General features: G+C 46.0%; 21 protein-coding genes. 10 read left to right on the forward strand and 11 right to left on the reverse strand.

All coding sequences use genetic code 11. The features are described 5' to 3' along the window. Positions 1-2: 2 nt before the first annotated feature. The 7 genes from atpA to C4S39_RS01070 all read right to left on the reverse strand — a co-directional run bounded on the left by atpA (position 3) and on the right by C4S39_RS01070 (position 5498). Positions 3-1544 (reverse strand): F0F1 ATP synthase subunit alpha, encoded by a 1542-nt coding sequence (gene atpA, locus C4S39_RS01040; protein WP_103965197.1) that lies wholly within the window; start codon positions 1542-1544, stop codon positions 3-5. Positions 1545-1556: 12 nt separating this feature from the next. Then, positions 1557-2093 (reverse strand): F0F1 ATP synthase subunit delta, encoded by a 537-nt coding sequence (locus C4S39_RS01045; protein ID WP_103965198.1) that lies wholly within the window; start codon positions 2091-2093, stop codon positions 1557-1559. Beyond that, a complete protein-coding gene (locus C4S39_RS01050) occupies positions 2093-2566 on the reverse strand; it encodes a F0F1 ATP synthase subunit B (RefSeq protein ID WP_103965199.1) in 474 nt (157 codons plus the stop codon). Before C4S39_RS01050 ends, C4S39_RS01045 begins: the two co-directional genes overlap by 1 nt. Before the next feature lie 40 nt (positions 2567-2606). Beyond that, a complete protein-coding gene (gene atpE / locus C4S39_RS01055) occupies positions 2607-2879 on the reverse strand; it encodes a F0F1 ATP synthase subunit C (RefSeq protein ID WP_013646518.1) in 273 nt (90 codons plus the stop codon). 53 nt (positions 2880-2932) lie between these two features. After that, positions 2933-3742, reverse strand: a complete 810-nt coding sequence (gene atpB / locus C4S39_RS01060) for a F0F1 ATP synthase subunit A (protein WP_103965200.1) — start codon at positions 3740-3742, stop codon at positions 2933-2935. 24 nt (positions 3743-3766) lie between these two features. Then, positions 3767-4108, reverse strand: a complete 342-nt coding sequence (locus C4S39_RS01065) for an ATP synthase subunit I (protein ID WP_258039223.1) — start codon at positions 4106-4108, stop codon at positions 3767-3769. 208 nt (positions 4109-4316) lie between these two features. Next, positions 4317-5498, reverse strand: a complete 1182-nt coding sequence (locus C4S39_RS01070; protein WP_103965202.1) for an acetyl-CoA C-acyltransferase family protein — start codon at positions 5496-5498, stop codon at positions 4317-4319. A gap of 394 nt (positions 5499-5892) precedes the next feature. Between C4S39_RS01070 and C4S39_RS01075 the strand changes: the two genes are divergently transcribed. The 8 genes from C4S39_RS01075 to C4S39_RS01110 all read left to right on the forward strand — a co-directional run bounded on the left by C4S39_RS01075 (position 5893) and on the right by C4S39_RS01110 (position 13889). Then, positions 5893-6186, forward strand: a complete 294-nt coding sequence (locus tag C4S39_RS01075) for a hypothetical protein (RefSeq protein ID WP_103965283.1) — start codon at positions 5893-5895, stop codon at positions 6184-6186. A 33-nt stretch (positions 6187-6219) separates the two neighbouring features. Beyond that, on the forward strand, positions 6220-7548 hold the full coding sequence (gene miaB / locus C4S39_RS01080) for a tRNA (N6-isopentenyl adenosine(37)-C2)-methylthiotransferase MiaB (RefSeq protein WP_103965203.1): 1329 nt from the start codon (positions 6220-6222) through the stop codon (positions 7546-7548). 83 nt (positions 7549-7631) lie between these two features. After that, positions 7632-8630, forward strand: a complete 999-nt coding sequence (locus C4S39_RS01085; RefSeq protein WP_103965285.1) for a PhoH family protein — start codon at positions 7632-7634, stop codon at positions 8628-8630. Continuing rightward, positions 8596-9105, forward strand: coding sequence for an rRNA maturation RNase YbeY (gene ybeY / locus C4S39_RS01090; RefSeq protein WP_181023716.1), 510 nt, complete (start codon positions 8596-8598; stop codon positions 9103-9105). Before C4S39_RS01085 ends, ybeY begins: the two co-directional genes overlap by 35 nt. Before the next feature lie 86 nt (positions 9106-9191). Next, a complete protein-coding gene (locus tag C4S39_RS01095; RefSeq protein ID WP_103965204.1) occupies positions 9192-10040 on the forward strand; it encodes an HlyC/CorC family transporter in 849 nt (282 codons plus the stop codon). A 40-nt stretch (positions 10041-10080) separates the two neighbouring features. Beyond that, positions 10081-11853, forward strand: coding sequence for a single-stranded-DNA-specific exonuclease RecJ (gene recJ, locus C4S39_RS01100; RefSeq protein ID WP_103965205.1), 1773 nt, complete (start codon positions 10081-10083; stop codon positions 11851-11853). Next, the gene (locus tag C4S39_RS01105; protein ID WP_103965206.1) at positions 11843-13117 is read left to right on the forward strand and encodes an MgtC/SapB family protein; all 1275 of its coding nucleotides are present in this window, start codon (positions 11843-11845) and stop codon (positions 13115-13117) included. Before recJ ends, C4S39_RS01105 begins: the two co-directional genes overlap by 11 nt. Before the next feature lie 16 nt (positions 13118-13133). Further along, on the forward strand, positions 13134-13889 hold the full coding sequence (locus C4S39_RS01110; RefSeq protein WP_103965207.1) for a fused MFS/spermidine synthase: 756 nt from the start codon (positions 13134-13136) through the stop codon (positions 13887-13889). Between the two features lie 37 nt (positions 13890-13926). Here C4S39_RS01110 and C4S39_RS01115 read toward each other — a convergent pair whose 3' ends face one another. Both C4S39_RS01115 and C4S39_RS01120 read right to left on the reverse strand, forming a co-directional pair. Further along, positions 13927-14703 carry a hypothetical protein gene (locus C4S39_RS01115; protein ID WP_181023717.1) on the reverse strand — a complete coding sequence of 259 codons (777 nt, stop codon included), beginning with the start codon at positions 14701-14703 and terminating at the stop codon, positions 13927-13929. Between the two features lie 264 nt (positions 14704-14967). Next, positions 14968-15591, reverse strand: coding sequence for a DUF3465 domain-containing protein (locus C4S39_RS01120; RefSeq protein ID WP_103965208.1), 624 nt, complete (start codon positions 15589-15591; stop codon positions 14968-14970). A 259-nt stretch (positions 15592-15850) separates the two neighbouring features. Between C4S39_RS01120 and C4S39_RS01125 the strand changes: the two genes are divergently transcribed. Together C4S39_RS01125 and C4S39_RS01130 are read left to right on the forward strand one after the other, a co-directional pair. Next, a complete protein-coding gene (locus C4S39_RS01125; RefSeq protein WP_103965209.1) occupies positions 15851-16612 on the forward strand; it encodes a class I SAM-dependent methyltransferase in 762 nt (253 codons plus the stop codon). 372 nt (positions 16613-16984) lie between these two features. Beyond that, on the forward strand, positions 16985-18838 hold the full coding sequence (locus C4S39_RS01130; RefSeq protein WP_103965210.1) for an ABC-F family ATP-binding cassette domain-containing protein: 1854 nt from the start codon (positions 16985-16987) through the stop codon (positions 18836-18838). Positions 18839-18876: 38 nt separating this feature from the next. Here C4S39_RS01130 and fliE read toward each other — a convergent pair whose 3' ends face one another. Further along, on the reverse strand, positions 18877-19200 hold the full coding sequence (gene fliE, locus C4S39_RS01135; protein WP_103965211.1) for a flagellar hook-basal body complex protein FliE: 324 nt from the start codon (positions 19198-19200) through the stop codon (positions 18877-18879). A gap of 98 nt (positions 19201-19298) precedes the next feature. After that, positions 19299-20612 (reverse strand): sigma-54-dependent transcriptional regulator, encoded by a 1314-nt coding sequence (locus C4S39_RS01140; protein WP_103965212.1) that lies wholly within the window; start codon positions 20610-20612, stop codon positions 19299-19301. Positions 20613-20614: the final 2 nt, after the last annotated feature.

Here is a 20614-nt window from a genome sequence, read left to right on the forward strand (position 1 = left end):
GCTTAATATGTTCCGCTTTGCTTAAATTCCAGGATTGCTGCTGTCAATTCCTTTTCAGTTCCAGCATCAAGCTCTTTATTTCTCTCAATATTATCAAGAATATTTCCATGTTGGCCGCGAATATAGCTTTTCAGTGCCGACTCGAATGCCAAAGCACGAGCGACTTCAACATCATCGAAATAGCCATTATTAATAGCAAATAAAGTAAGTGCCATATCTGAAACGCTAAGAGTCGCATATTGAGGTTGCTTCATAAGCTCAGTCGCCATTTTCCCACGCTCCAGCTGTTTGCGCGTTGCTTCATCCAAATCAGATGCAAATTGAGCAAACGCCGCTAGTTCGCGATATTGTGCTAGAGCCAAACGTATGCCACCACCAAGCTTTTTTATCACTTTGGTTTGCGCTGCACCGCCTACACGAGAGACAGAAACACCTGCATTAATTGCCGGACGTATACCTGCATTAAACAAATCTGTTTCAAGGAAAATTTGCCCATCCGTGATAGAAATTACATTAGTTGGCACGAAAGCGGTTACGTCACCCGCTTGCGTTTCAATGATCGGCAATGCCGTTAAAGAACCTGTCTTTCCTTTTACCGCACCATTTGTTGCTTTTTCAACATAAGCCGCACTCACTCGCGCCGCTCTTTCTAACAAACGCGAATGAAGATAAAAAACATCGCCCGGATATGCTTCACGACCCGGAGGTCGTCTCAGAAGTAAAGAAATCTGCCTATAGGCCCATGCTTGTTTAGTTAAATCATCATAAACAATCAAAGCATCTTGACCTTTGTCTCGGAAGTACTCACCCATAGTACAACCTGAATAAGGCGCAATAAATTGCATTGCCGCTGATTCTGATGCCGTCGCTGCCACCACAATGGTATATTCCATTGCGCCATGCTCTTCAAGTTTGCGCACTACGTTTGCAATCGATGATGCTTTCTGTCCGACCGCAACATATATACAGAGCATATCTTGACCTTTCTGATTCAGGATCGCATCAATTGCAACAGCAGTTTTACCTGTCTGACGATCACCGATGATCAATTCCCGCTGCCCCCGACCAATCGGCACCATGGAATCCACTGACTTCAATCCAGTTTGCACTGGCTGATCAACAGATTGCCTCCATATAACACCCGGTGCAATTTTCTCAATTGGCTCCGACCTAGCGGCTGTAACAGGACCCTTTCCATCTATCGGCTGCCCCAGTGCATTCACGACACGCCCCAACAAACCTTCTCCAACTGGAACCTCGAGAATACGCCCAGTACATTTGACTATATCACCTTCACGGATATGCTCATAGGCTCCCATAATAACTGCGCCCACTGAGTCCCTTTCAAGATTCAATGCCAGACCAAAAGTATTGCCCGGAAACTCCAACATTTCTCCTTGCATTACATCTGACAGTCCATGTATACGCACAATACCGTCTGTTACAGAAACGATAGTTCCTTGCGTACGAATCTCTGCCGTATCCGCAAGTCCCTCAATCCTTTTTTTAATCAGCTCACTGATTTCGGATGGATTTAACTGCATTTAATTTAACTCCTAGCTTTTAAGGGCAACAGCCATGGCTTCTAGTTTCCCGCGAACTGATGCATCCAAAGTTTCATCACCAATTTCCACTTTGACACCACCTATCAATTCGGGATCAACACTCACTTGAGCTTCTATCTTACGATTAAACTTTCGCTCTAAATTATTAATCAATCTATCAACTTGATCGCTCTGCATTTTAAATGCACTTATGATTTTAGCCTCTAAAACACCTTCATGCTGCGCTTTTAGCTGCTCAAACAGTTGACTCACTTGAGATAACAGCAGCACACGTTTATTTTCAACCAGCAACATGATTAGATTCCGCGCATCAGCAGGGAATTTTTTTCCACCAATATCCAGAATCAATTCACTTAACTGACTAACTGATATCCGCGGATTCCCGACAAGAAGCTTCATTTGACCATCTTCTGCTATCGAAGCCGCAAGCTGCAATATTTTTGACCATTGAGATAATTCTTTTTTTTCAACAGCGAACTTATATGCCGCTTCCGCATACGGTCTTGCAACAGTAATTGCTTCAGCCATTATTTTAAATCTTCCCGTATTGCAGCAAGCAGATCAGCATGCGCTTTGGCATCCACTTCGCGACGTAAAATTTTTGCCGCTCCCGCCACTGCCAATTCCGAAACTTGCTGCCTTAGCACTTCTTTTGCACTGAAAATTTCATGCTCTATATCCGCTTTAGCACCAGCAACTATTCGATCACCTTCCTCTTTTGCAGACTTTTTTGCCTCTTCAATAACTTCTGCGGCACGTTTCTCAGCTTGAATAATTATCTCTGAAGCACGTTGTTTCGCATCTCTCAGCACATCCGAAGAACGTTGACTGGCCAATTCCAGTTCATGACGTCCACGCTCACCAGCAGCCAAGCCGTCAGCAATCGTTTTTTGCCGTTCTTCTATTGCGCGCAACAATGGTGGCCATACATACCTGACAGTAAACCAAATGAAGACTGAAAAGGCTATCGCCTGAGAAATTAAAGTAAAGTTAATATTCATTACAAGCCTGTATTATCTGATCTAAACAGCAATGACATTATTACTGAATTACTGCCAGCAATGGATTACCAAATGCAAACAACATTGCCAGACCAACAGCAATAATAAATGACGCGTCTGTCAATCCCAACAAAAGAAACACCTTACCTTGCAAAGTTGGAATCATCTCAGGTTGACGTGCCGCACCTTCAAGAAAGCGGCTACACATAACGCCAACCCCTATACACGCACCAGCCGCACCAAGACCAATCATCAAACCGATGCCTATTCCAGTATATGCCTGAATCATTGCCAAATACTGCAAATTCTCCATTTTAATTCCTTTCTATAAGATTAAAAATATGCAACAACAAAAAAAACCAGAACTTAATGCGATTCATGCGCCATCGACAGATACACAACCGTCAACATCATGAAGATAAATGCTTGCAAAGTTACAATCAAGATATGGAATATCGCCCAACCCGCTCCCAATACTGCGCCAAAGATTGTACCCGATATACCGGTTGCTGCCCACATGCCCAACAATAGGAAAATAATTTCGCCAGCGTATATATTTCCAAAAAGCCGCAGAGAGTGGGATAATGGTTTTGATACATATTCAATAAAATTGAATAATAAATTCAATGGCCATAGCAATGGGTTTTTTCCAAATGGCGTGCAGAAAAGCTCATGCATCCAACCACCCAACCCCTTAACCTTTACATTGAAGAAAAGCATAAGCAGCCAGATTGATAGAGCCAACGCAAAAGTTGTATTAACATCTGTTGTTGGCACTATCTTCCAATTGTGCAAACCAAATGCATGCTCCATAATCCATGCCATAATATCGATGGGCAGAATATCCATGGCATTCATCATCAAAACCCACACAAAAATTGTTAATGCTGCAGGCGCAACAAATACATGCCGATTGCCGTGAAATGTATTCTTGACTTCATTATCAATGAACTCAACAGCCAGCTCGACAAAAGCTTGAGTCTTGGACGGCACCCCAGAAGTTGCTTTACGTACCACCAGCCATATAAATCCCAGGCTTATAACACCCAGAACAATGGATGTCACCAAGGTATCGACATGAAGAACCCAGAATGCCCCTTCCCGGACTTGCGTTGTTAAATAGGTGAGATGATGCTCAATGTATGACGTGGGTGTAAGTTCTGTATCGGATGCCATGTGCTGCCTGCTTTACTTATGAATTTATCTTATCTTCTTAGTATTGTCTGCTACGAATAACACCATGCTATAAACCAAAACCATGAGAATGAACGTTCCAATAAATACAAGCGCATTAACGCTTGCATAAAACTTGAATACCATCCATAACAAGCCAACTATTAATATTATTTTAGCCGCCTCGGCTCTTAGCGCAGTTCTAATCGCATCGCCTGCCGTATATCCTTGATGACGCGATACAATTAATGCAAATACTGCTGATGAAATTACGCTTATCCCTCCACCCAGCATCGCTGAAATTGCGCCGTGCTTGCCAAGAGCAAGCAAAAAGACAATTACTAACGCAAATGTAACCAGCAATTGCACAAGCAGAACAACCCTAAGCGATCTACTCTTTATCCAAGACATTCTTTACCTGCCCTTGGAACAGACAGCATATCTGCACTTAAAAAAGGCGCAACTATAGCCTAATTGTCCCCTTCAGTCAACGCAAACTCGCATTTAACTTTTATGATGTATACGATTATTACGCTTCTTTTTTTACCAGGCATCAAGCAAACCCTACACCGCACCGCTATTCATGTTTTTCAAAGATTGCCGCAATCCCTTGACCGCCTCCAATGCACATAGTTACCAATGCATAGCGCCCACCAGTGCGCTGCAATTCATGCAGCGCCTTGATTGTTAAAATACAACCTGTCGCACCTATCGGGTGGCCTAATGCCACCGCCCCTCCATTCGGATTAGTTTTGTCCGGATCAAATTGCAATTCTTTTGCGACCGCACAAGCTTGTACAGCAAATGCTTCATTGGACTCAATTACATCCAGCTCAGCTAGCTTGATATTTGCACGCTGCAATGCCATTTGCACAGCGGGTACCGGTCCGATGCCCATAAATTTAGGATCTACACCGGCATGACCATAGGCAACCAACCGCGCCATCGGTTTTAAACCCATTTTCCGTGCCGCATCACTCTCCATCAAAACCACTGCAGCTGCACTATCGTTTATACCGGAGGCATTACCTGCGGTTACCGTGCCCTCTTTTTTAAAAATAGATCGAAGCTTGCCCAAACTCTCTAAACTCGCATCTTCACGAGGATGCTCATCAGTATCAAAAAAAATTGTTTTTTTACCGACAACTATTTCAACAGGCAATATTTGCTCTTTGAAATAGCCATTATTAATCGCATGCAAGGCACGACGATGACTTTCCAGTGCAAATGCATCTTGCTCCGCTCTGCTAATTTGCCATTTTTCTGCAATATTCTCGGCTGTGACTCCCATATGCACGAGATCGAATGGATCAGTAAGTGCACCAACCATCATGTCCACGGTATCTCCGTTATTCATGCGCTGCCCCCAACGCAATGCCGGCAATAAATAACCACCTCGACTCATGGATTCCGCACCGCCCGCGACTGCCACATCAGTATCATTAAGCATAATACTTTGGCTGGCCGAAATAATGGCTTGCAAACCGCTCCCGCACAAACGATTAACTGCCAGCGCCGAAGTATGTTGCGACAAGCCGCCATTGATACAGGCCACACGTGCCAGATACATATCGCGCGATTCTCCGTGAATCACATTACCAAAAATCAGATGCCCAACATCATTAGGATCAATTTTTGCTCGCAATACGGCTTCTCGCACTACTTTTGCCGCTAGATCAGCCGGAGCAATCTGCCGCAATGAACCACCATAATCACCTATGGCTGTTCGTACCCCACTTAAAACCACTACATTTCTCATGTATTTTCCTTGGTTAAAACGCACAGAGCAGTCATAATTCAGTACAACGATTATTTGGGTAGCAACCCCCATAGCAAACGATAGCTTGCAATAACTTCAAGAATGAAATTGCAAATACCGACGGGCCGACTTCTATTATAATAATAGTGGCACATTTAGCATCATCTATGCATGCCCCTCGCCCCGGTTCCTGGTTTTAACTCTTACTCCTAACCTATTAACATACATTGCATGGATTATGTCGTTTTGCCAATAATTAGCGTATCATAAGCTTCCAATAAATTAGGTATAATCAGCTTGGCTTCTTGGCGCGTACGATTAATTCGCTCCAATCCGGTTTCTTATGAACAAAACTCGGGGAATATCTCTACTACTGATAACTGTATTGATGGCAATGTCACCATCAATATTTAGTCAGCAAACCAGAAAATTTCCTGTCAATAGTCAACTAGGGAATTTAACCGCCGTTTCCTTTCCTTTATTCGTTATTAATAACCAGCAAATGCAAATAGGACCAGGCGGACAAATCCGAGGGATAGATAATTTGATCATTTTACCCAATGCCGCGAACTATGTTGGCCTCGTCCGTTATCAGTTGGATATTATGGGAAATCTGCATCGCGTTTGGATTTTGACCCCGGAAGAAGCCAAGGAAGCTGAAAACCAAGGACAGCAAATACCTCGATAACACGTAACCTTTTTACACTTCAAGAGCCAATCCGTGAGCAATAAACTTTATATCAAAACCTTTGGATGCCAAATGAACGAGTACGACTCGGAAAAAATGGCTGATGTGCTGCATGCCGCTTATGGCATGGAATCGACCAATGACCCGGCTGAAGCTGATATGATATTATTCAATACCTGCTCTGTGCGCGAGAAAGCACAAGAAAAAGTATTCCATGACCTTGGGCGGGTACGGCACTTGAAAGAACGCAATCCTGATTTGTTGATCGGGGTGGGTGGATGTGTCGCCAGCCAGGAAGGCAAAGCGATTGTCAGCCGAGCGCCATTTGTCGACATCGTATTTGGTCCGCAAACCTTGCACCGATTGCCGCAACTCATAGAAACACGCAAAGCAACCGGGCGCTCGCAAGTTGATATCTCTTTTCCTGAGATAGAAAAATTCGACCATCTACCTCCTGCCCGCACTGAAGGTGTCACAGCGTTTGTCTCAATCATGGAAGGTTGCAGCAAATACTGTAGTTTCTGCGTGGTTCCTTACACGCGAGGCGAAGAAGTTTCCCGCCCGCTGGATGATGTACTGACAGAAATCGCCGTACTTGCCGATCAGGGCATTAAAGAAATCACTTTGCTAGGACAGAATGTCAATGCTTACCTGGGGATGATGACTGATGGTGAAATTGCTGATTTCGCCTTGCTACTCGAGTACCTTCATGAAATACCAGGAATTGAGCGCATCCGCTACACGACATCTCATCCTAAAGAGTTTACTACGCGCCTGATTCAGACTTACAACCAGTTACCCAAGCTGGTCAATCACTTGCATCTGCCGGTGCAATCCGGCTCTGACCGTATACTGGCGGCCATGAAACGAGGTTATAGCGTATTGGAATACAAATCCATTATCAGGAAGCTGCGAACTATACGTCCAGATATTTCATTATCATCAGATTTCATTGTTGGCTTCCCCGGAGAAACCGAGGCGGATTTCCAAGCAACGCTGAAGCTGGTCGAAGAGATGAATTTTGACGATTCATACAGTTTCGTATACAGTCCTCGCCCCGGTACGCCCGCAGCCGACTTACCCGATGATTTGCCACAGGAAAAGAAACTGGAACGGCTGCATCGCTTACAAGCGCAGTTGAGTTTGCAATCCCGCAAAATCAGCCTGCAAATGATCGGCACGGTTCAGCGAGTGTTGCTGGAAGGTGCATCTAAAAAGAACCTCGATGAACTGAGTGGGCGCACGGATAACAACCGTGTCGTCAATTTAGCCGGCAATTCTGAATTGATTGGGCAATTTGTCAACGTACTGATCACTGAAGCCCGCGCGCATTCTCTGCGCGGAGATCTCGTATATGAATAAACATATATCCATAGCATGAGTTTTACTTGCAAAGTATCCCGTGCGCTGCGAAAATCATCCTATCAAAACAGCATTCTCCGACATTGAAACCAACTCCCTTAGAAATTTCTTTTACACCCACCGACAACCAACGCCTTGCCAATCTGTGCGGTGCGCTGGATGAAAATTTAAAACAAGTTGAAACTGCGCTGGATGTCACCATTTCCCGGCGTGGCGAACACTTCAGCTTATCGGGCAAATCCGGTCAAACAAAGCTTGCGGCAAAAGTGCTGCGCAATTTTTACAACCAATCACAACACCACTTAAGCCTGGAGCATATTCAACTCGGCTTGATCGAAGCGATGAATCCACATTACACAACGGAGGACGACAGTGTCACCGCCGATAGTACCGGCATTGCACAACCAGAAACATCCGGGCTGCTGACACGCCGCACCAATTTATATGGCCGAACACCGCATCAAATTCAATATCTGCAGCAAATTCAGGAGCACGACATCACCTTCGCCATCGGTCCCGCCGGTACCGGAAAAACTTATCTAGCGGTAGCCAGCGCAGTCGATGCACTTGAACGCGGCCTGGTATCCCGCTTGATTCTGGTTCGCCCGGCTGTTGAGGCTGGTGAACGTTTAGGTTTTTTACCCGGTGATATGACTCAAAAGGTCGATCCGTATTTACGTCCGCTGTATGATGCGCTATATGATTTAATGGGCTTTGATAAGACAAGCAAACAATTTGAGCGCAATACCATCGAAATCGCGCCACTGGCTTTTATGCGTGGACGCACGCTGAATCAGTCATTCATTATTCTGGATGAGGCGCAAAACACTACACCGGAACAAATGAAAATGTTTCTAACTCGCATGGGGCTTGGCTCAAAAGCAGTCATCACCGGCGATATCACACAAATTGATCTGCCAAAACACCAGAAAAGCGGTTTAATCGAGGCCCAGCACATTCTAAAAAACATACGCGGCATCGCCTTTACCCATTTTCTGTCTGAAGATGTAGTAAGGCATCCGCTCGTTCAACGCATTGTCACCGCCTATGAAAAGCACGGCAAACAAACCCGGCAATCCTGATCATCTTGTACAGAAAACAAATTCATTCAGGCTGATGGTGCAATACGCAACAGAATGCACAACAGTACCCAGCCGACCGCAATTTCGCCGTTGGACCAAAGTTGCATTGATGCAAGAAGCCGAGGTTGTTTTACGGCTCGTCGATGAAAATGAAGGACGAGAGCTTAATCAGCAATTTCGTAATAAAAATTACGCCACTAACGTGCTAACCTTTGTTTATGACGATGCAAAGCCTTTAACGGGCGATATCATACTATGCGCGCCTGTAATTAACGAAGAGGCGCAACAACAGGACAAAAACCTAATGGCGCATTACGCCCATTTAACCATTCATGGCCTGTTACATTTACAAGGCTATGATCACATTGAAGATTCAGATGCTGCATCAATGGAACAATTGGAAATACAAATATTGACCAAACTTGGTTTTACAAACCCTTATCTGGAATATGGCAATGCAAATTTTGTGTCATAGTCCTGTAATACTCTTATCCCCGCGAAGCTGCCAAAGAAAATTTCTGCTTCATTTTTTTTTCACATCCACTGGATTTCAAATACATCATGGACGAACCCCCACCTAAAAGCGGTTGGTTGGAGCGATTAAGCGCAATGCTCATCCGCAAACCGGAGGATCGCGAACAACTGATCACACTGTTGCACTCTGCTTTTGAGCGCAATTTACTCGATTCCGATGCACTCAGCATGATCGAAGGCGTCATGCAGGTTTCCGAAATGCAGGCACGCGATATCATGGTGCCATGCTCGCAAATGGATGTTGTCGACATCAGCAAGAAACCGGAGCAATTCATTCCATTTGTCATTGAAGCCGCGCATTCCCGTTTTCCGGTTACAGAAGGCTGCGAAGATGAAATTATCGGTATTCTGTTGGCCAAGGATTTACTGCGCTATTACGCCGATCCGGAAGAATTCAATATCCGCGGCATGTTGCGTCCGGCTGTATTCATCCCCGAATCCAAGCGGCTCAATATCCTGCTTAAGGAATTCCGCAGTAATCGCAATCACATGGCCATCGTCGTAAATGAATACGGAGGGGTGGCCGGCCTGGTGACGATTGAAGATGTACTCGAACAGATCGTGGGAGAAATTGAAGACGAATACGACTTTGATGATGAGGAAGATAACATCGTCATGGAGTCGGATGGACTATACCGTGTCAAGGCAATCACCGAGATTGACAGCTTCAACGAAGTACTTGGCGCGCACTTCAGCAACGAAGATTTCGATACCATAGGCGGGCTGGTACTCAACAAATTTGGCCGCTTGCCTAATCGCGGCGAAACTGTCGTGATCGGTCACTTTACATTCACCGTGCAACGGGTTGATAGCCGCCGCTTGCACGTTCTTAAAGTGGAAAAACTTGCAGCAGAGGCAGAAATACCTGCAGAATAAATTCGTTCTTAAATTTTGCGCACTATTACTTCTTCGATACATGACCAGGATCACTACCCGTTCATATAATTTACAGTCTTTCCAAATGCTGCATGACTGCGGATTACCTCCGGTACTTGCACGTATTTTTGCTGCACGGGGCATTGAAGACTCAAGCCAGCTCGAAACCGAACTGATACGCCTGATTCCATTCGGGCAACTCAAAAACATCACGGTGACCGCGGCCCTGCTTGCCGATGCCATTGCCGCAAAAAAGCGTCTGCTGATAATAGCTGATTACGACTCCGATGGCGCTACGGCATGTGCGGTCGGTATGCGCATTTTACGCAAGTTTGGCGCCACCATTGACTATCTGGTACCCAATCGGTTTGAATTCGGATATGGCCTGACTCCGGAAATCGTACATCTGGCACACGAAACTAAGCAGCCTGATCTACTGATTACCGTCGATAACGGCATCGCCAGCGTTGAAGGCGTATCAGCCGCCAACCGCCTGGGCATGCAAGTAATCATCACCGATCATCACTTGCCCGGCAATGAATTGCCTGCGGCCATGGCTATTATCAATCCCAATCAACCGAGCTGTCTCTTTCCCAGCAAAAGTATTGCCGGTGTAGGCGTCATTTTTTATCTAATGCTGGCGCTACGCGCAGAATTGCGTCAACGTGGCGCTTTCGCAACAAGCCAGGAGCCGAATCTTGCCGGTTTCCTCGATCTGGTCGCACTAGGTACCGTCGCCGATGTCGTCAAACTGGATAGTAATAACCGCATCCTGGTACAGCAGGGCTTAGAGCGGATCCGGAAGGGACGCGCTTGCGCGGGCATCAATGCGCTATTGCAAGTATCACGGCGCGACTATGCGCAAATCTCCACCTATGAACTGGGCTTTATGCTGGGACCGCGACTCAATGCAGCGGGGAGATTGGACGATATGTCACTCGGCATTGAATGCTTGATTACCGATGATGAAGCCTATGCATTGGAAATTGCCAAACAGTTGGATGAACTGAACCGGCAACGCCGGGAAATTGAATCCACCATGCAGGAAAGCGCGTTGATCAAGCTGGAGGAAACCCTCAAAACCCGCGATGAACAAATTCAGACCGCCTATAGCATCTGCCTGTTCGATCAAGATTGGCACCAAGGCGTCATCGGCATACTCGCATCACGCATCAAGGATAAATATCACCGGCCGGTAATCATTTTTGCACCCGGCAGTCACGGCGAAATCAAAGGTTCCGGGCGATCAATCAACGGTTTTCATTTGCGCGATGCACTGGATCTGGTCGCTAAACGACACCCCGAGCTGATTAGAAAATTCGGCGGTCACGCTGCTGCTGCGGGATTGACTATCAATACCGGCGATCTTGAGAAATTCCGCGATGCTTTTGAGCGGGTGGCGCAAATCTTGCTGACACCCGCCAATTTGACACAAGTCATCGAAACCGATGGTGATCTGGAGCCTGCAGAAATCAACCTGGAATTGGCGGCATACCTTGATCGTCAGGTGTGGGGGCAAGGTTTTCCTCAACCTTCGTTCAATGCCCGGTTTTATGTCGAAAGTCAACGCATTGTCGGCGAAAAACACTTGAAATTGAAGCTCAGAAAACTGGATTGCGCAGACAACGATCAATTACGAAAATCGGATAATACTTTCGACGGCATCCTGTTTTTTCAGAACGACCCGCTGCCTGAGATCATCGACGCGGTGTATCGATTACAACTCAATGAATACAATGGCAAAACATCTCTACAATTTCTGCTTGAACACTGGTTTCAAGCAGACTTACCCATAATCGGCAATGCATCCTGAATTCACACTTAATGGCGAATTAGCGGCTTTGCCGCATTTTCTAACCAGCCTGGCGATCGGCTTGCTGATCGGGTTGGAACGTGAGCGTAGCCCGGGATCTCGAGCAGGATTAAGAACTTTTGCGCTGGTTGCATTATTCGGCACGCTGGCTGCCATGCTGTCGGAAAAAGCCACGCCCTGGCTGCTGCCGAGCGGCTTGGTGATTGTCGGTCTGATGACCATCTCCGCTTATCTCCGCGCCAAAGACAAAAACGCGGATCCGGGCACTACGACAGTAGCCGCGATCCTGGTCTGCTATGGCCTGGGTGCCGCAGTGTGGTACGGTTACAATAACCTGGCCGTCATGCTGGCGATTATCACCACAATATTGCTGTATTTCAAAGCGGAATTGCACGGCATCACGCAGAATCTGAGCCGGCGCGATTTGATTTCGGTATTACAGTTTGCCGTACTGTCGTTTATTATCCTGCCGATCCTGCCGGATAAGAATTTTGGGCCTTATGAGGCAACCAATCCTCATCAGATCTGGCTCATGGTGGTATTGATATCGGGCGTCAGCCTGGCGGGGTATATCGCACTGCGGCTCATCAGGCAACGTCATGGCGGCGCTATTTTGGGGTTATTCGGCGGACTGGTTTCCAGTACCGCCACAACGCTGGTATACGCGCGCCGCAGCGTTGAAAATCAGAGTTTCACTCAACTGGCCGTCGTGGTTATCCTGATCGCCAACCTGACCGTGTTGATCCGTTTGGCCATTATCAGCACGGTGGTTTCTCCCGCCATATTGCCGCAATTGCTACCCGTTCTGGGCAGCGGCTTTCTATTAGGGGCAAGTGTTACGGCTTACTGGTGGCACAAACTCAGCAGGCTGCAAGAAGATGCACCCATGCCGGAAATCAAGAATCCTACCGAGATTCGCACCGCAGCGACTTTTGGGCTGATTTATGGCGTTGTTCTGTTCTGTGCCGCATGGCTTTCCGACATCGCAGGCAGCCGAGGATTATACGTGGTCGCGCTGATCTCCGGCTTAACCGATGTCGATGCCATCACCTTGTCAAGCTTGCGTTTATACGAACTGGGCAAACTGGAAATCTCGCAAACCGTCATAGCCATTTCATTGGGATTGCTCTCCAACATCGGCTTCAAACTGGGGCTTATTTTTTTCTTCGGCCACCGTTTATTAGCGAAACAATGTATTTCGGGCATGCTGGCAACGGCTGGCGGCATTGGACTGGCGTTGCTGTTTTTGATTGAGCCGATCTGACAAGAAATTTCCGCACATGAGTTTTCCCATCGATATCCGTGAACAAGCCGGGGTGCGCACATTGCATTTCGGCTCCGACTGGATCCAGGGCGCGATGCGCATTGCGCGCCCCTGGCGCTTGGAACTCGACTACACCCGGGAAATGATGGCCAGCCTGCTGCTGAGAGACCATGCGAACTTTCCGCGCACCGTGCTGTTGATCGGCCTTGGCGCAGCATCACTGACCAAATTTATTTATCGTCACTATCCGCTAGCGGAACTCACCGTGGTCGAAATCGAACCGAGCGTGGTAGCCGCAGCCAGGCAATTCTTCAAACTGCCGCAAGACCCGTCACGCCTCAATATCGTAATTGCAGACGGCTCACAGTATATCGCCGGTCATGACACGACTTACGACCTGATCCTGGTGGATGGTTTCGATGCCAATGCGCGCCCCGGTGAACTGAATAGGCTGCCGTTTTACCGGATGTGCCGCGCGCGATTGAACCATAACGGCATTCTTGCAGTGAATTTACTCGGGCGCAGCCGCGGGTACCAGTCCAGCCTGGAGCGCATCAAAACATCGTTCGGCGAACGCGCCCTGGCTTTCCCTTCGTGCGACAGCGGCAACGTCATAGCGCTGGCCACAACCGGAGAGAAAATAGAAATCACACTGAATGAACTCAGGAAACAGGCTCTCGAACTGAAAGAAAGAACCGACCTCAACCTGCTGCCGACGCTGGTGCGCCTGGAGCAGGCAAAATCCTGTCCGGGTGGAATTCTGACTATTTAACAAAAGGTAAAAAGAACTCTGCTGACCCCGTTTTCTGCTAATCACACACTCCCAAATTTTGCAATGGATTATCCAATTCAAAAACAATGTTTCCATTTTGTGATAACTCAGGAGCAAAACGCAGTGATGCCCAATATTCGTTAACATTACCATCCTGACTAATCACAGTGACTCTTGGAATATGCAGACGGAAATTATCATCCACTAGAGAACCGGTTCGAACACAACCGTCTTTTTCTACAACCACACCAGTCAATTGACTGCACTGATCTTCTTTATTTCCCCCAACCACATTGCCCCCTCCTGTAGGAGCCGGCGCATTCTCTTTACATTGTAGATTACCTTTAATTTTATTCTGCTGGATTTCAATGCTGGCGGTATTCTGAAAAACCTGCACACTACCTCCTACCTGGTTACGCAATGCTTTGAATGGCGACGCGTTGCTCTCGAATTGGATATCGCCATCAATGATGCTGTCGCTAATGACGCTGCCTCCCCCTTGCTTCAACTGAACTGATCCACCAATCCTGGAATTATCCAGGATATTGATTTGTTGTGAATTATCAGCCTGAATATTACCGATCACCACTATTCTCTGTGCGACCAGTGTTGCATTATTTTCAATCTTGATGGTGCCTAAAACTCGCGTGCTATCCAAACTACAGTTCGTATTACTAGGCACCAGCAAATTATCAACCGTGGTAACACCAAGACTACTGCTACAAATCGTTTCTTCAGCAATTGCCGTGGCAGTCAGCATGATCAATACAAAACCAAGAAGTTTTGGATGGCTATTGAGGATAAATCTATACATAGTTTTAACTCCTTATAAAATACATACATTTAATGCCGAAACACAATGATAACAAGAATGTCAGAGACCGAATTAGTTTAGTTTTTGAGCTCATAAAATGAGCAGAATCCGAGAGCGTCAAGCAAATAAAATTAACAGATTTGCCAGTTCACAAACAAAAAGTGCAGAATCAAGAATATAGATTGTCAAGCTTAAATATTTGCGATTCATCGACAACGTGATTCGGTGCCTGAACTCGTTCTCAGAGTTTCTTTCGATGCGGAGTCACTGATAGATAGCATTATTATGGAAGATCCAGCCATTCACATGAATTCCTTCAGGATCATCATGTGTCCAATGAATGACTCCACCTTTATCATTCCATTCATATTCCCCGAAAAATTCAATTTTATCATTTAGGGATAATCCATCAATTCTTGGCGCTAAATCTATATTATGAGCGATCAGCAGCGTCTGCTTTGATTTTAACTCAATGATAAATCTTTGATGACGGCTGCCGTCGAGATCATCCGATAAAATGGAAATCACAACACCTGATCCATAAACTTGCACATTACTCTGACCACTTCCGAATAATTGAGCGAGTAATTCATCGCTATCAGGCTCCAACGCTATAAAATTCGAAATTACTCCGACTTTTAAAAGCCCATTGAAAACATCACCATAAGCATAGACATCTTCTCCGACAGTTCCAAGATAATTGCCTGTATCGGGATAGTAGCGCACCAAATAATTATTTAAACTAAACGTTCCTGTGTTAGCAGGACTAAAAAACTCCGGATAAGATTCTTCAGCAAAATTAAATAATTTATTACTATTCACCAAGAGGTTTTCAGCACATGCAATTACCGGAGCTAATATTAAAAACAATAAAATAGTAAATCTCATGGCTAGGCGTTGATTCCCAATATAACTAACTCATAAACAATCAAGGATATTTTTCTCATAAAAAGCATTCATATAAAAAATGAATGGGTAGATTCGTTACGGCAGGATTTTATGAATCTAAACTCTCACGCAGACACAACAGCGCCGCTCTTGTGTAGTATTGATGACAGATTGGCTAGGTGGATTGCTAAATTTCCTATATAGTCCGACTCATGGATGAAAATCGAGATCCGGATAGCGGCTTACCACGATACAAATTATGACAAATTCGGATTTACTGTATTCGCAAATACCTATAGAAAGAATTGATTCGATTGGTCATCAAACACTGCTACAGGAATTTCAGGAAGTTGGTGAAGCTTTTCTAAGGGAATTTAAGATACGCTGCAATCTCCTTCCAAACAGTAGTTTTATGGATATTGGCTGTGGTATAGGACGGCTCGCGATTCCGTTGACCGATTATCTGGATGCTACAGGCCGCTATGAGGGATTCGACATAACACCAGAGAATATCAAATGGTGTCAACATCATATTACGACTTGCCGCTCGAATTTCAGCTTTCAGGTAGCAGATATCTTCAATCATCGTTATAACCCAAAGGGACGTTATCCAGCCCGAGAGTATCTGTTTCCTTATCAAGAAAATACATTCGATGTTGCCTGCGCTGCATCTGTTTTCACTCATCTTCTTGCAGAAGATAGTGAGCATTATCTTTCTGAAATAACAAGAGTTCTAAAACCAGATGGTTATTTTCTTGGAACATACTTTTTACTCAATGAGCCATCTGTTAAAGCACTCAAAGAGCAAAAAAGTAGCCAGCCGTTTTTTCATGAGATTAAGAATTGCTGGGTCATTGATCCACAGATTCCGGAAGCTGCCGTCGCATACGATGAAGCTTTTATAGCTGAGATTTATCGTAAGGCTGGATTAGAAATTAAGGAAATACACTATGGTTTATGGTCTGGAAGAGAACCGACAGTTTATGGCGGCTATCAAGATATGATCATAGCAAAAAAATGACATCGTAATTATTGTTTCAAAATAAACAAAGGGGCAAGGGCAAGCACAAAATCGAAAATATAGATTATCGAACATAAATATTTTCGATTAACGATTTCCCATGATGATAAATTCAAGCAATTGATATTAATATAGAATTCTATTATAATCTACGATCTCTCCGAACCGCCTTCCAATACATTCCATTCTCATGTCGGCATGTGAATTCTAAAATTTCATAAGCAACAAGAGTATTATTCACCCTGTTCTGAATGTTGGGTGAGTTAATATTGGAACCCAAGCTATAAGATACTTACCGGTATCGGGTTCTGCTGCCATTAGCTCTCAGTCAAATCAATATCATACAGTTAATCAATTTATAACCAAGGCATTGTGTTAGACATTCAATCTTTAACCTACTTACAGGGTGGCATGCCGTTGCTGGAGAATTGCAATTTGCAAATTTTTTCCAATCAGCGCGTGGGCCTGGTCGGTAAGAATGGCAGCGGCAAATCGACTTTGTTCCGGTTGATTCGCGGCGTGCTCAAACCGGATAGTGGAGAAGTGAGCTTCCAATCCGGGAAAACGGTCGCTTTTGTCGAACAGGAGATCATCGATTCTGATCAATCGGCTATTGCATTCGTGTTGGATGGCGATGTAGAGCTGTGTCAGCTGGAGAAAATTCTGGCGCAGGTCGAACATGATGCAGCCTGGTTTGAAGCGCAGCAACGCTACGAAACGATTGGTGGCTATAGCGCACGATCACGGGCAGCGCAGTTATTGAATGGATTGGGATTCGCTCATTCTATATTGGAGAAACCGGTCAATCATTTTTCCGGCGGCTGGCGCATGCGTCTGAATCTGGCCCGTGCCTTAATGCATCGCGCTGACTTGTTGTTGCTGGATGAGCCTACCAATCACCTGGATCTCGAAGCCATTCTTTGGCTGGAGCAGTATTTGGCACGCTATCCGGGAAGTGTGATCGTTGTTTCTCACGATCGTGAGTTTCTCAATGCTTGCGTGCAGCGCATTGCGCATATCAACAACCGGAAAATTGATAGCTATAGCGGCAACTACGATGATTTCGAGCGCGCGCGGGCTGAACATCTTGCGCAACATGTCCAGGCGTTTCAACAACAACAGAAACAGATTGCGCACATGGAAGATTTTGTGCGGCGCTTTCGTGCCAAGGCAACCAAAGCCAAACAGGCGCAAAGCCGGATCAAGGCCTTGGATCGGCTGGCGCGTCTTGCACCGGTGCACATTGAAGACGGTCATTTTGGGCTACAGATTGAAGCGCCTGAACGCAGCCCTGATGTTTTGCTGCGGATAAAAGACATGAGCTTTGGTTACGGTGATCATCAGCTATTCCAGCATGTCAATCTTGTGCTGCAAGCCGGTGCGCGCATTGCATTACTGGGACCGAACGGTGCTGGAAAATCCACCTTGATAAAATTAATGACCGGGGAAATCAAGCCCACTTCAGGTTTTATTGAGCAAGCGCCTAACATCGGGATTGGCTACTTTGCCCAGCATCAGCTGGAAAATCTCGATAGTGAATCCACACCTTTGCAACATATGAAACGGCTTGATCCGGCGCAAACCGAATTGAGTTTGCGTAATTTTCTGGGCAGGTTTGGTCTGGGCGGGGATCACGAAGATCGTCCGGTAGCAACCTTCTCCGGTGGAGAAAAGAGCCGCTTGGCGCTGGCAATGCTGGCATGGCAAAAACCCCATTTTCTATTGCTGGATGAACCCACTAATCATTTGGATCTGGATATGCGCGATGCCCTAACGCTGGCGTTGGAGGCCTATACCGGGGCTGTGGTGCTGGTTTCGCATGATCGCAGCCTGGTGCGTGCGGTAGCGGATGAATTGTGGCTGGTGGCGGATGGTCAAGCGCAATTGCTGGATGGCGATTTGGAAGATTATAAACGCTGGATAGAGGCTCGCCGTGCCAGAGAAGCTGAAGAATTACGCTCAGCCGCACCCAAAACGCAAGTTAAGGTAGCAGCCAGACCAAACAAGAAGATTCTGCTGTCCAGGCAATCAAAACTTGAAGCTGCTTTGACGATTGCACAGAAAGAATTGACCGAGGCAAACCGCCGCTTGGCAGATCCGGCTACTTATGCGAACTGTTCCCGGAATGAAATTGATCAACTGAGTGAGACGCTCGTCACACTCGAGAAAAAAGTAGCGGAATTGGAGGAAAATTGGCTGGAGCTGGAAATGGCGCTGGAAGAATAGCGCAAGCGATATCTGCACCGCCTGCGGGCAGAGTCCGGTTAAACCTGCATATTCATAATTTCCTGGTAGGCGGTTACCAGCTTGTTTCTGACTTGAACCATCGATTGAAAGGAAACGTTGGCCTTTTGCAGTGAAATCATTACCTCATGCAAATCCACATTGGATTGGTCGCTGACAAACTGTTCGCTCAATCTGTCAGCACTCACCTGCGATTTATTGACTTGATCAATAGCGGATTTAAGCTTTTCGCTAAAATCAACGCTGGCTACTTCATCATTGCCCAATTGTTTTTTGGTGCCGGAAGCAAGCGCTGAAGCCGCTTGCAACTGCTGCAAAATATTATCAATTCCGTTCTTGTCCATGATTCACCTCAACATCAATTTTTCAAACTATCGCTCAGAATCCAGAAATGCTCAAATATTATATAAAGTTGCGCGTAACTGTCTATAGGCAATAGGTGTTACGTTGTCATACGATATTGTTGTAATTTATAGCGCAAGGTTCGCTCTGAAATACCTAACCTTTTAACGGCCAGTTTACGCGAACCATTAACAGCTTCAAGCGTTTCCAGAATATGCTTTCGTTCGAGCGCCTTGATATCCTGAATCGATGATTCTGCAGTCATTTGATTTTTTTCATGCGCTGAAGCTGTTTCCGGCAAATGGATATGTTCGCTCTCAATGGTGTTATCCATTGCCAGAATGATGGCGCGCTGCATGACATTCTCCAGCTCTCGGACATTGCCTGGCCAGTAATATCGGGTCAACTTTTTAATGGCTGGCTGGGTCATTCTGCAAGATGGTTTTTCTGAGCCGATTGCCGCTGCCGCCAGTATACGCTGCGCCAAGGGCTCTATATCCAGCGGCCGTTCACGCAGCGATGGAATTTCGATAGGAAACACATTGAGCCTGTAATACAGATCTTCACGGAATCGGCCATTTTTTACCATTGCCATCATGTCACGGTTCGAGGTTGCCAAAACGCGGATATCCAGTTTGATTGTTTTATGTCCGCCTACTCTCTCCACTTCTCTTTCCTGCAATACGCGTAATAGTTTTGCCTGCAACTCCAAAGGCATTTCAGAAATTTCATCCAATAGCAGCGTACCGCCTTGCGCTTGCTCAAATTTTCCGGGTTGAGCCTGTACCGCACCGGTAAAAGAACCCTTTTCATATCCAAATAGAGTGGCCTCCAGAAGATTCTCCGGAATAGCCGCACAATTGATCGCCACAAACGGTTTAGCGGAACGTACTGAATGTTGATGAATAAAACGTGCAATCACTTCCTTTCCGCAGCCGCTTTCACCTGTCAGCATGACGGTCGCCGGTGATTGCGCAACGCGTTTGGCCAGTGACAATAATGATCGTGTGCGCGGATCTTTAGCCACTACTTTATCGTCCTGTCCGGATTCGGATAATGCATAGCGTTTGATTTGAACCAGCAGACTATCCGGATCAAAAGGTTTCAGCAGATAATCGCAAGCACCGACACGCATCGCGGCAACCGCCTTTTCGATATCTGCGTAAGCGGTCATTAGCAATACGGGCAATTCCGGATCGAATGCTTTGGCTTTTGTTAACAATGTAAATCCATCGATAGGCTGCATTTGGACATCACTGACAACCATCCCTATCTGGCGCTCTTGCAGCACTTGCATGGCATCGTTTCCATTGCACGCGGCGGAGGTCTCATAGCCGCTTAATTTCAGGGAGGTGCAAATCGCTTCCAATAAATCCTGATCGTCTTCTACGACTAGAATAGGTAATGTTTTCATTG

Source organism: Nitrosomonas ureae (genome assembly GCF_900108305.1).
GTDB lineage: Bacteria > Pseudomonadota > Gammaproteobacteria > Burkholderiales > Nitrosomonadaceae > Nitrosomonas > Nitrosomonas ureae_B.

What these genes read in the sequence shown, in the direction of transcription:
- atpB (WP_103965200.1), bottom strand. Translation starts at nt 3,742, where the DNA reads ATGGCATCCGATACAGAACTTACACCCACGTCATACATTGAGCATCAT.
- C4S39_RS01140 (WP_103965212.1), bottom strand. Translation starts at nt 20,612, where the DNA reads ATGAAAACATTACCTATTCTAGTCGTAGAAGACGATCAGGATTTATTG.
- C4S39_RS01115 (WP_181023717.1), bottom strand. Translation starts at nt 14,703, where the DNA reads ATGTATAGATTTATCCTCAATAGCCATCCAAAACTTCTTGGTTTTGTA.
- C4S39_RS01125 (WP_103965209.1), top strand. Translation starts at nt 15,851, where the DNA reads ATGACAAATTCGGATTTACTGTATTCGCAAATACCTATAGAAAGAATT.
- C4S39_RS01075 (WP_103965283.1), top strand. Translation starts at nt 5,893, where the DNA reads ATGTCACCATCAATATTTAGTCAGCAAACCAGAAAATTTCCTGTCAAT.
- C4S39_RS01120 (WP_103965208.1), bottom strand. Translation starts at nt 15,591, where the DNA reads ATGAGATTTACTATTTTATTGTTTTTAATATTAGCTCCGGTAATTGCA.
- C4S39_RS01045 (WP_103965198.1), bottom strand. Translation starts at nt 2,093, where the DNA reads ATGGCTGAAGCAATTACTGTTGCAAGACCGTATGCGGAAGCGGCATAT.
- atpA (WP_103965197.1), bottom strand. Translation starts at nt 1,544, where the DNA reads ATGCAGTTAAATCCATCCGAAATCAGTGAGCTGATTAAAAAAAGGATT.
- atpE (WP_013646518.1), bottom strand. Translation starts at nt 2,879, where the DNA reads ATGGAGAATTTGCAGTATTTGGCAATGATTCAGGCATATACTGGAATA.
- C4S39_RS01105 (WP_103965206.1), top strand. Translation starts at nt 11,843, where the DNA reads ATGCATCCTGAATTCACACTTAATGGCGAATTAGCGGCTTTGCCGCAT.
- C4S39_RS01050 (WP_103965199.1), bottom strand. Translation starts at nt 2,566, where the DNA reads ATGAATATTAACTTTACTTTAATTTCTCAGGCGATAGCCTTTTCAGTC.
- ybeY (WP_181023716.1), top strand. Translation starts at nt 8,596, where the DNA reads ATGAAAAGCACGGCAAACAAACCCGGCAATCCTGATCATCTTGTACAG.
- recJ (WP_103965205.1), top strand. Translation starts at nt 10,081, where the DNA reads ATGACCAGGATCACTACCCGTTCATATAATTTACAGTCTTTCCAAATG.
- fliE (WP_103965211.1), bottom strand. Translation starts at nt 19,200, where the DNA reads ATGGACAAGAACGGAATTGATAATATTTTGCAGCAGTTGCAAGCGGCT.
- C4S39_RS01070 (WP_103965202.1), bottom strand. Translation starts at nt 5,498, where the DNA reads ATGAGAAATGTAGTGGTTTTAAGTGGGGTACGAACAGCCATAGGTGAT.
- C4S39_RS01095 (WP_103965204.1), top strand. Translation starts at nt 9,192, where the DNA reads ATGGACGAACCCCCACCTAAAAGCGGTTGGTTGGAGCGATTAAGCGCA.
- C4S39_RS01110 (WP_103965207.1), top strand. Translation starts at nt 13,134, where the DNA reads ATGAGTTTTCCCATCGATATCCGTGAACAAGCCGGGGTGCGCACATTG.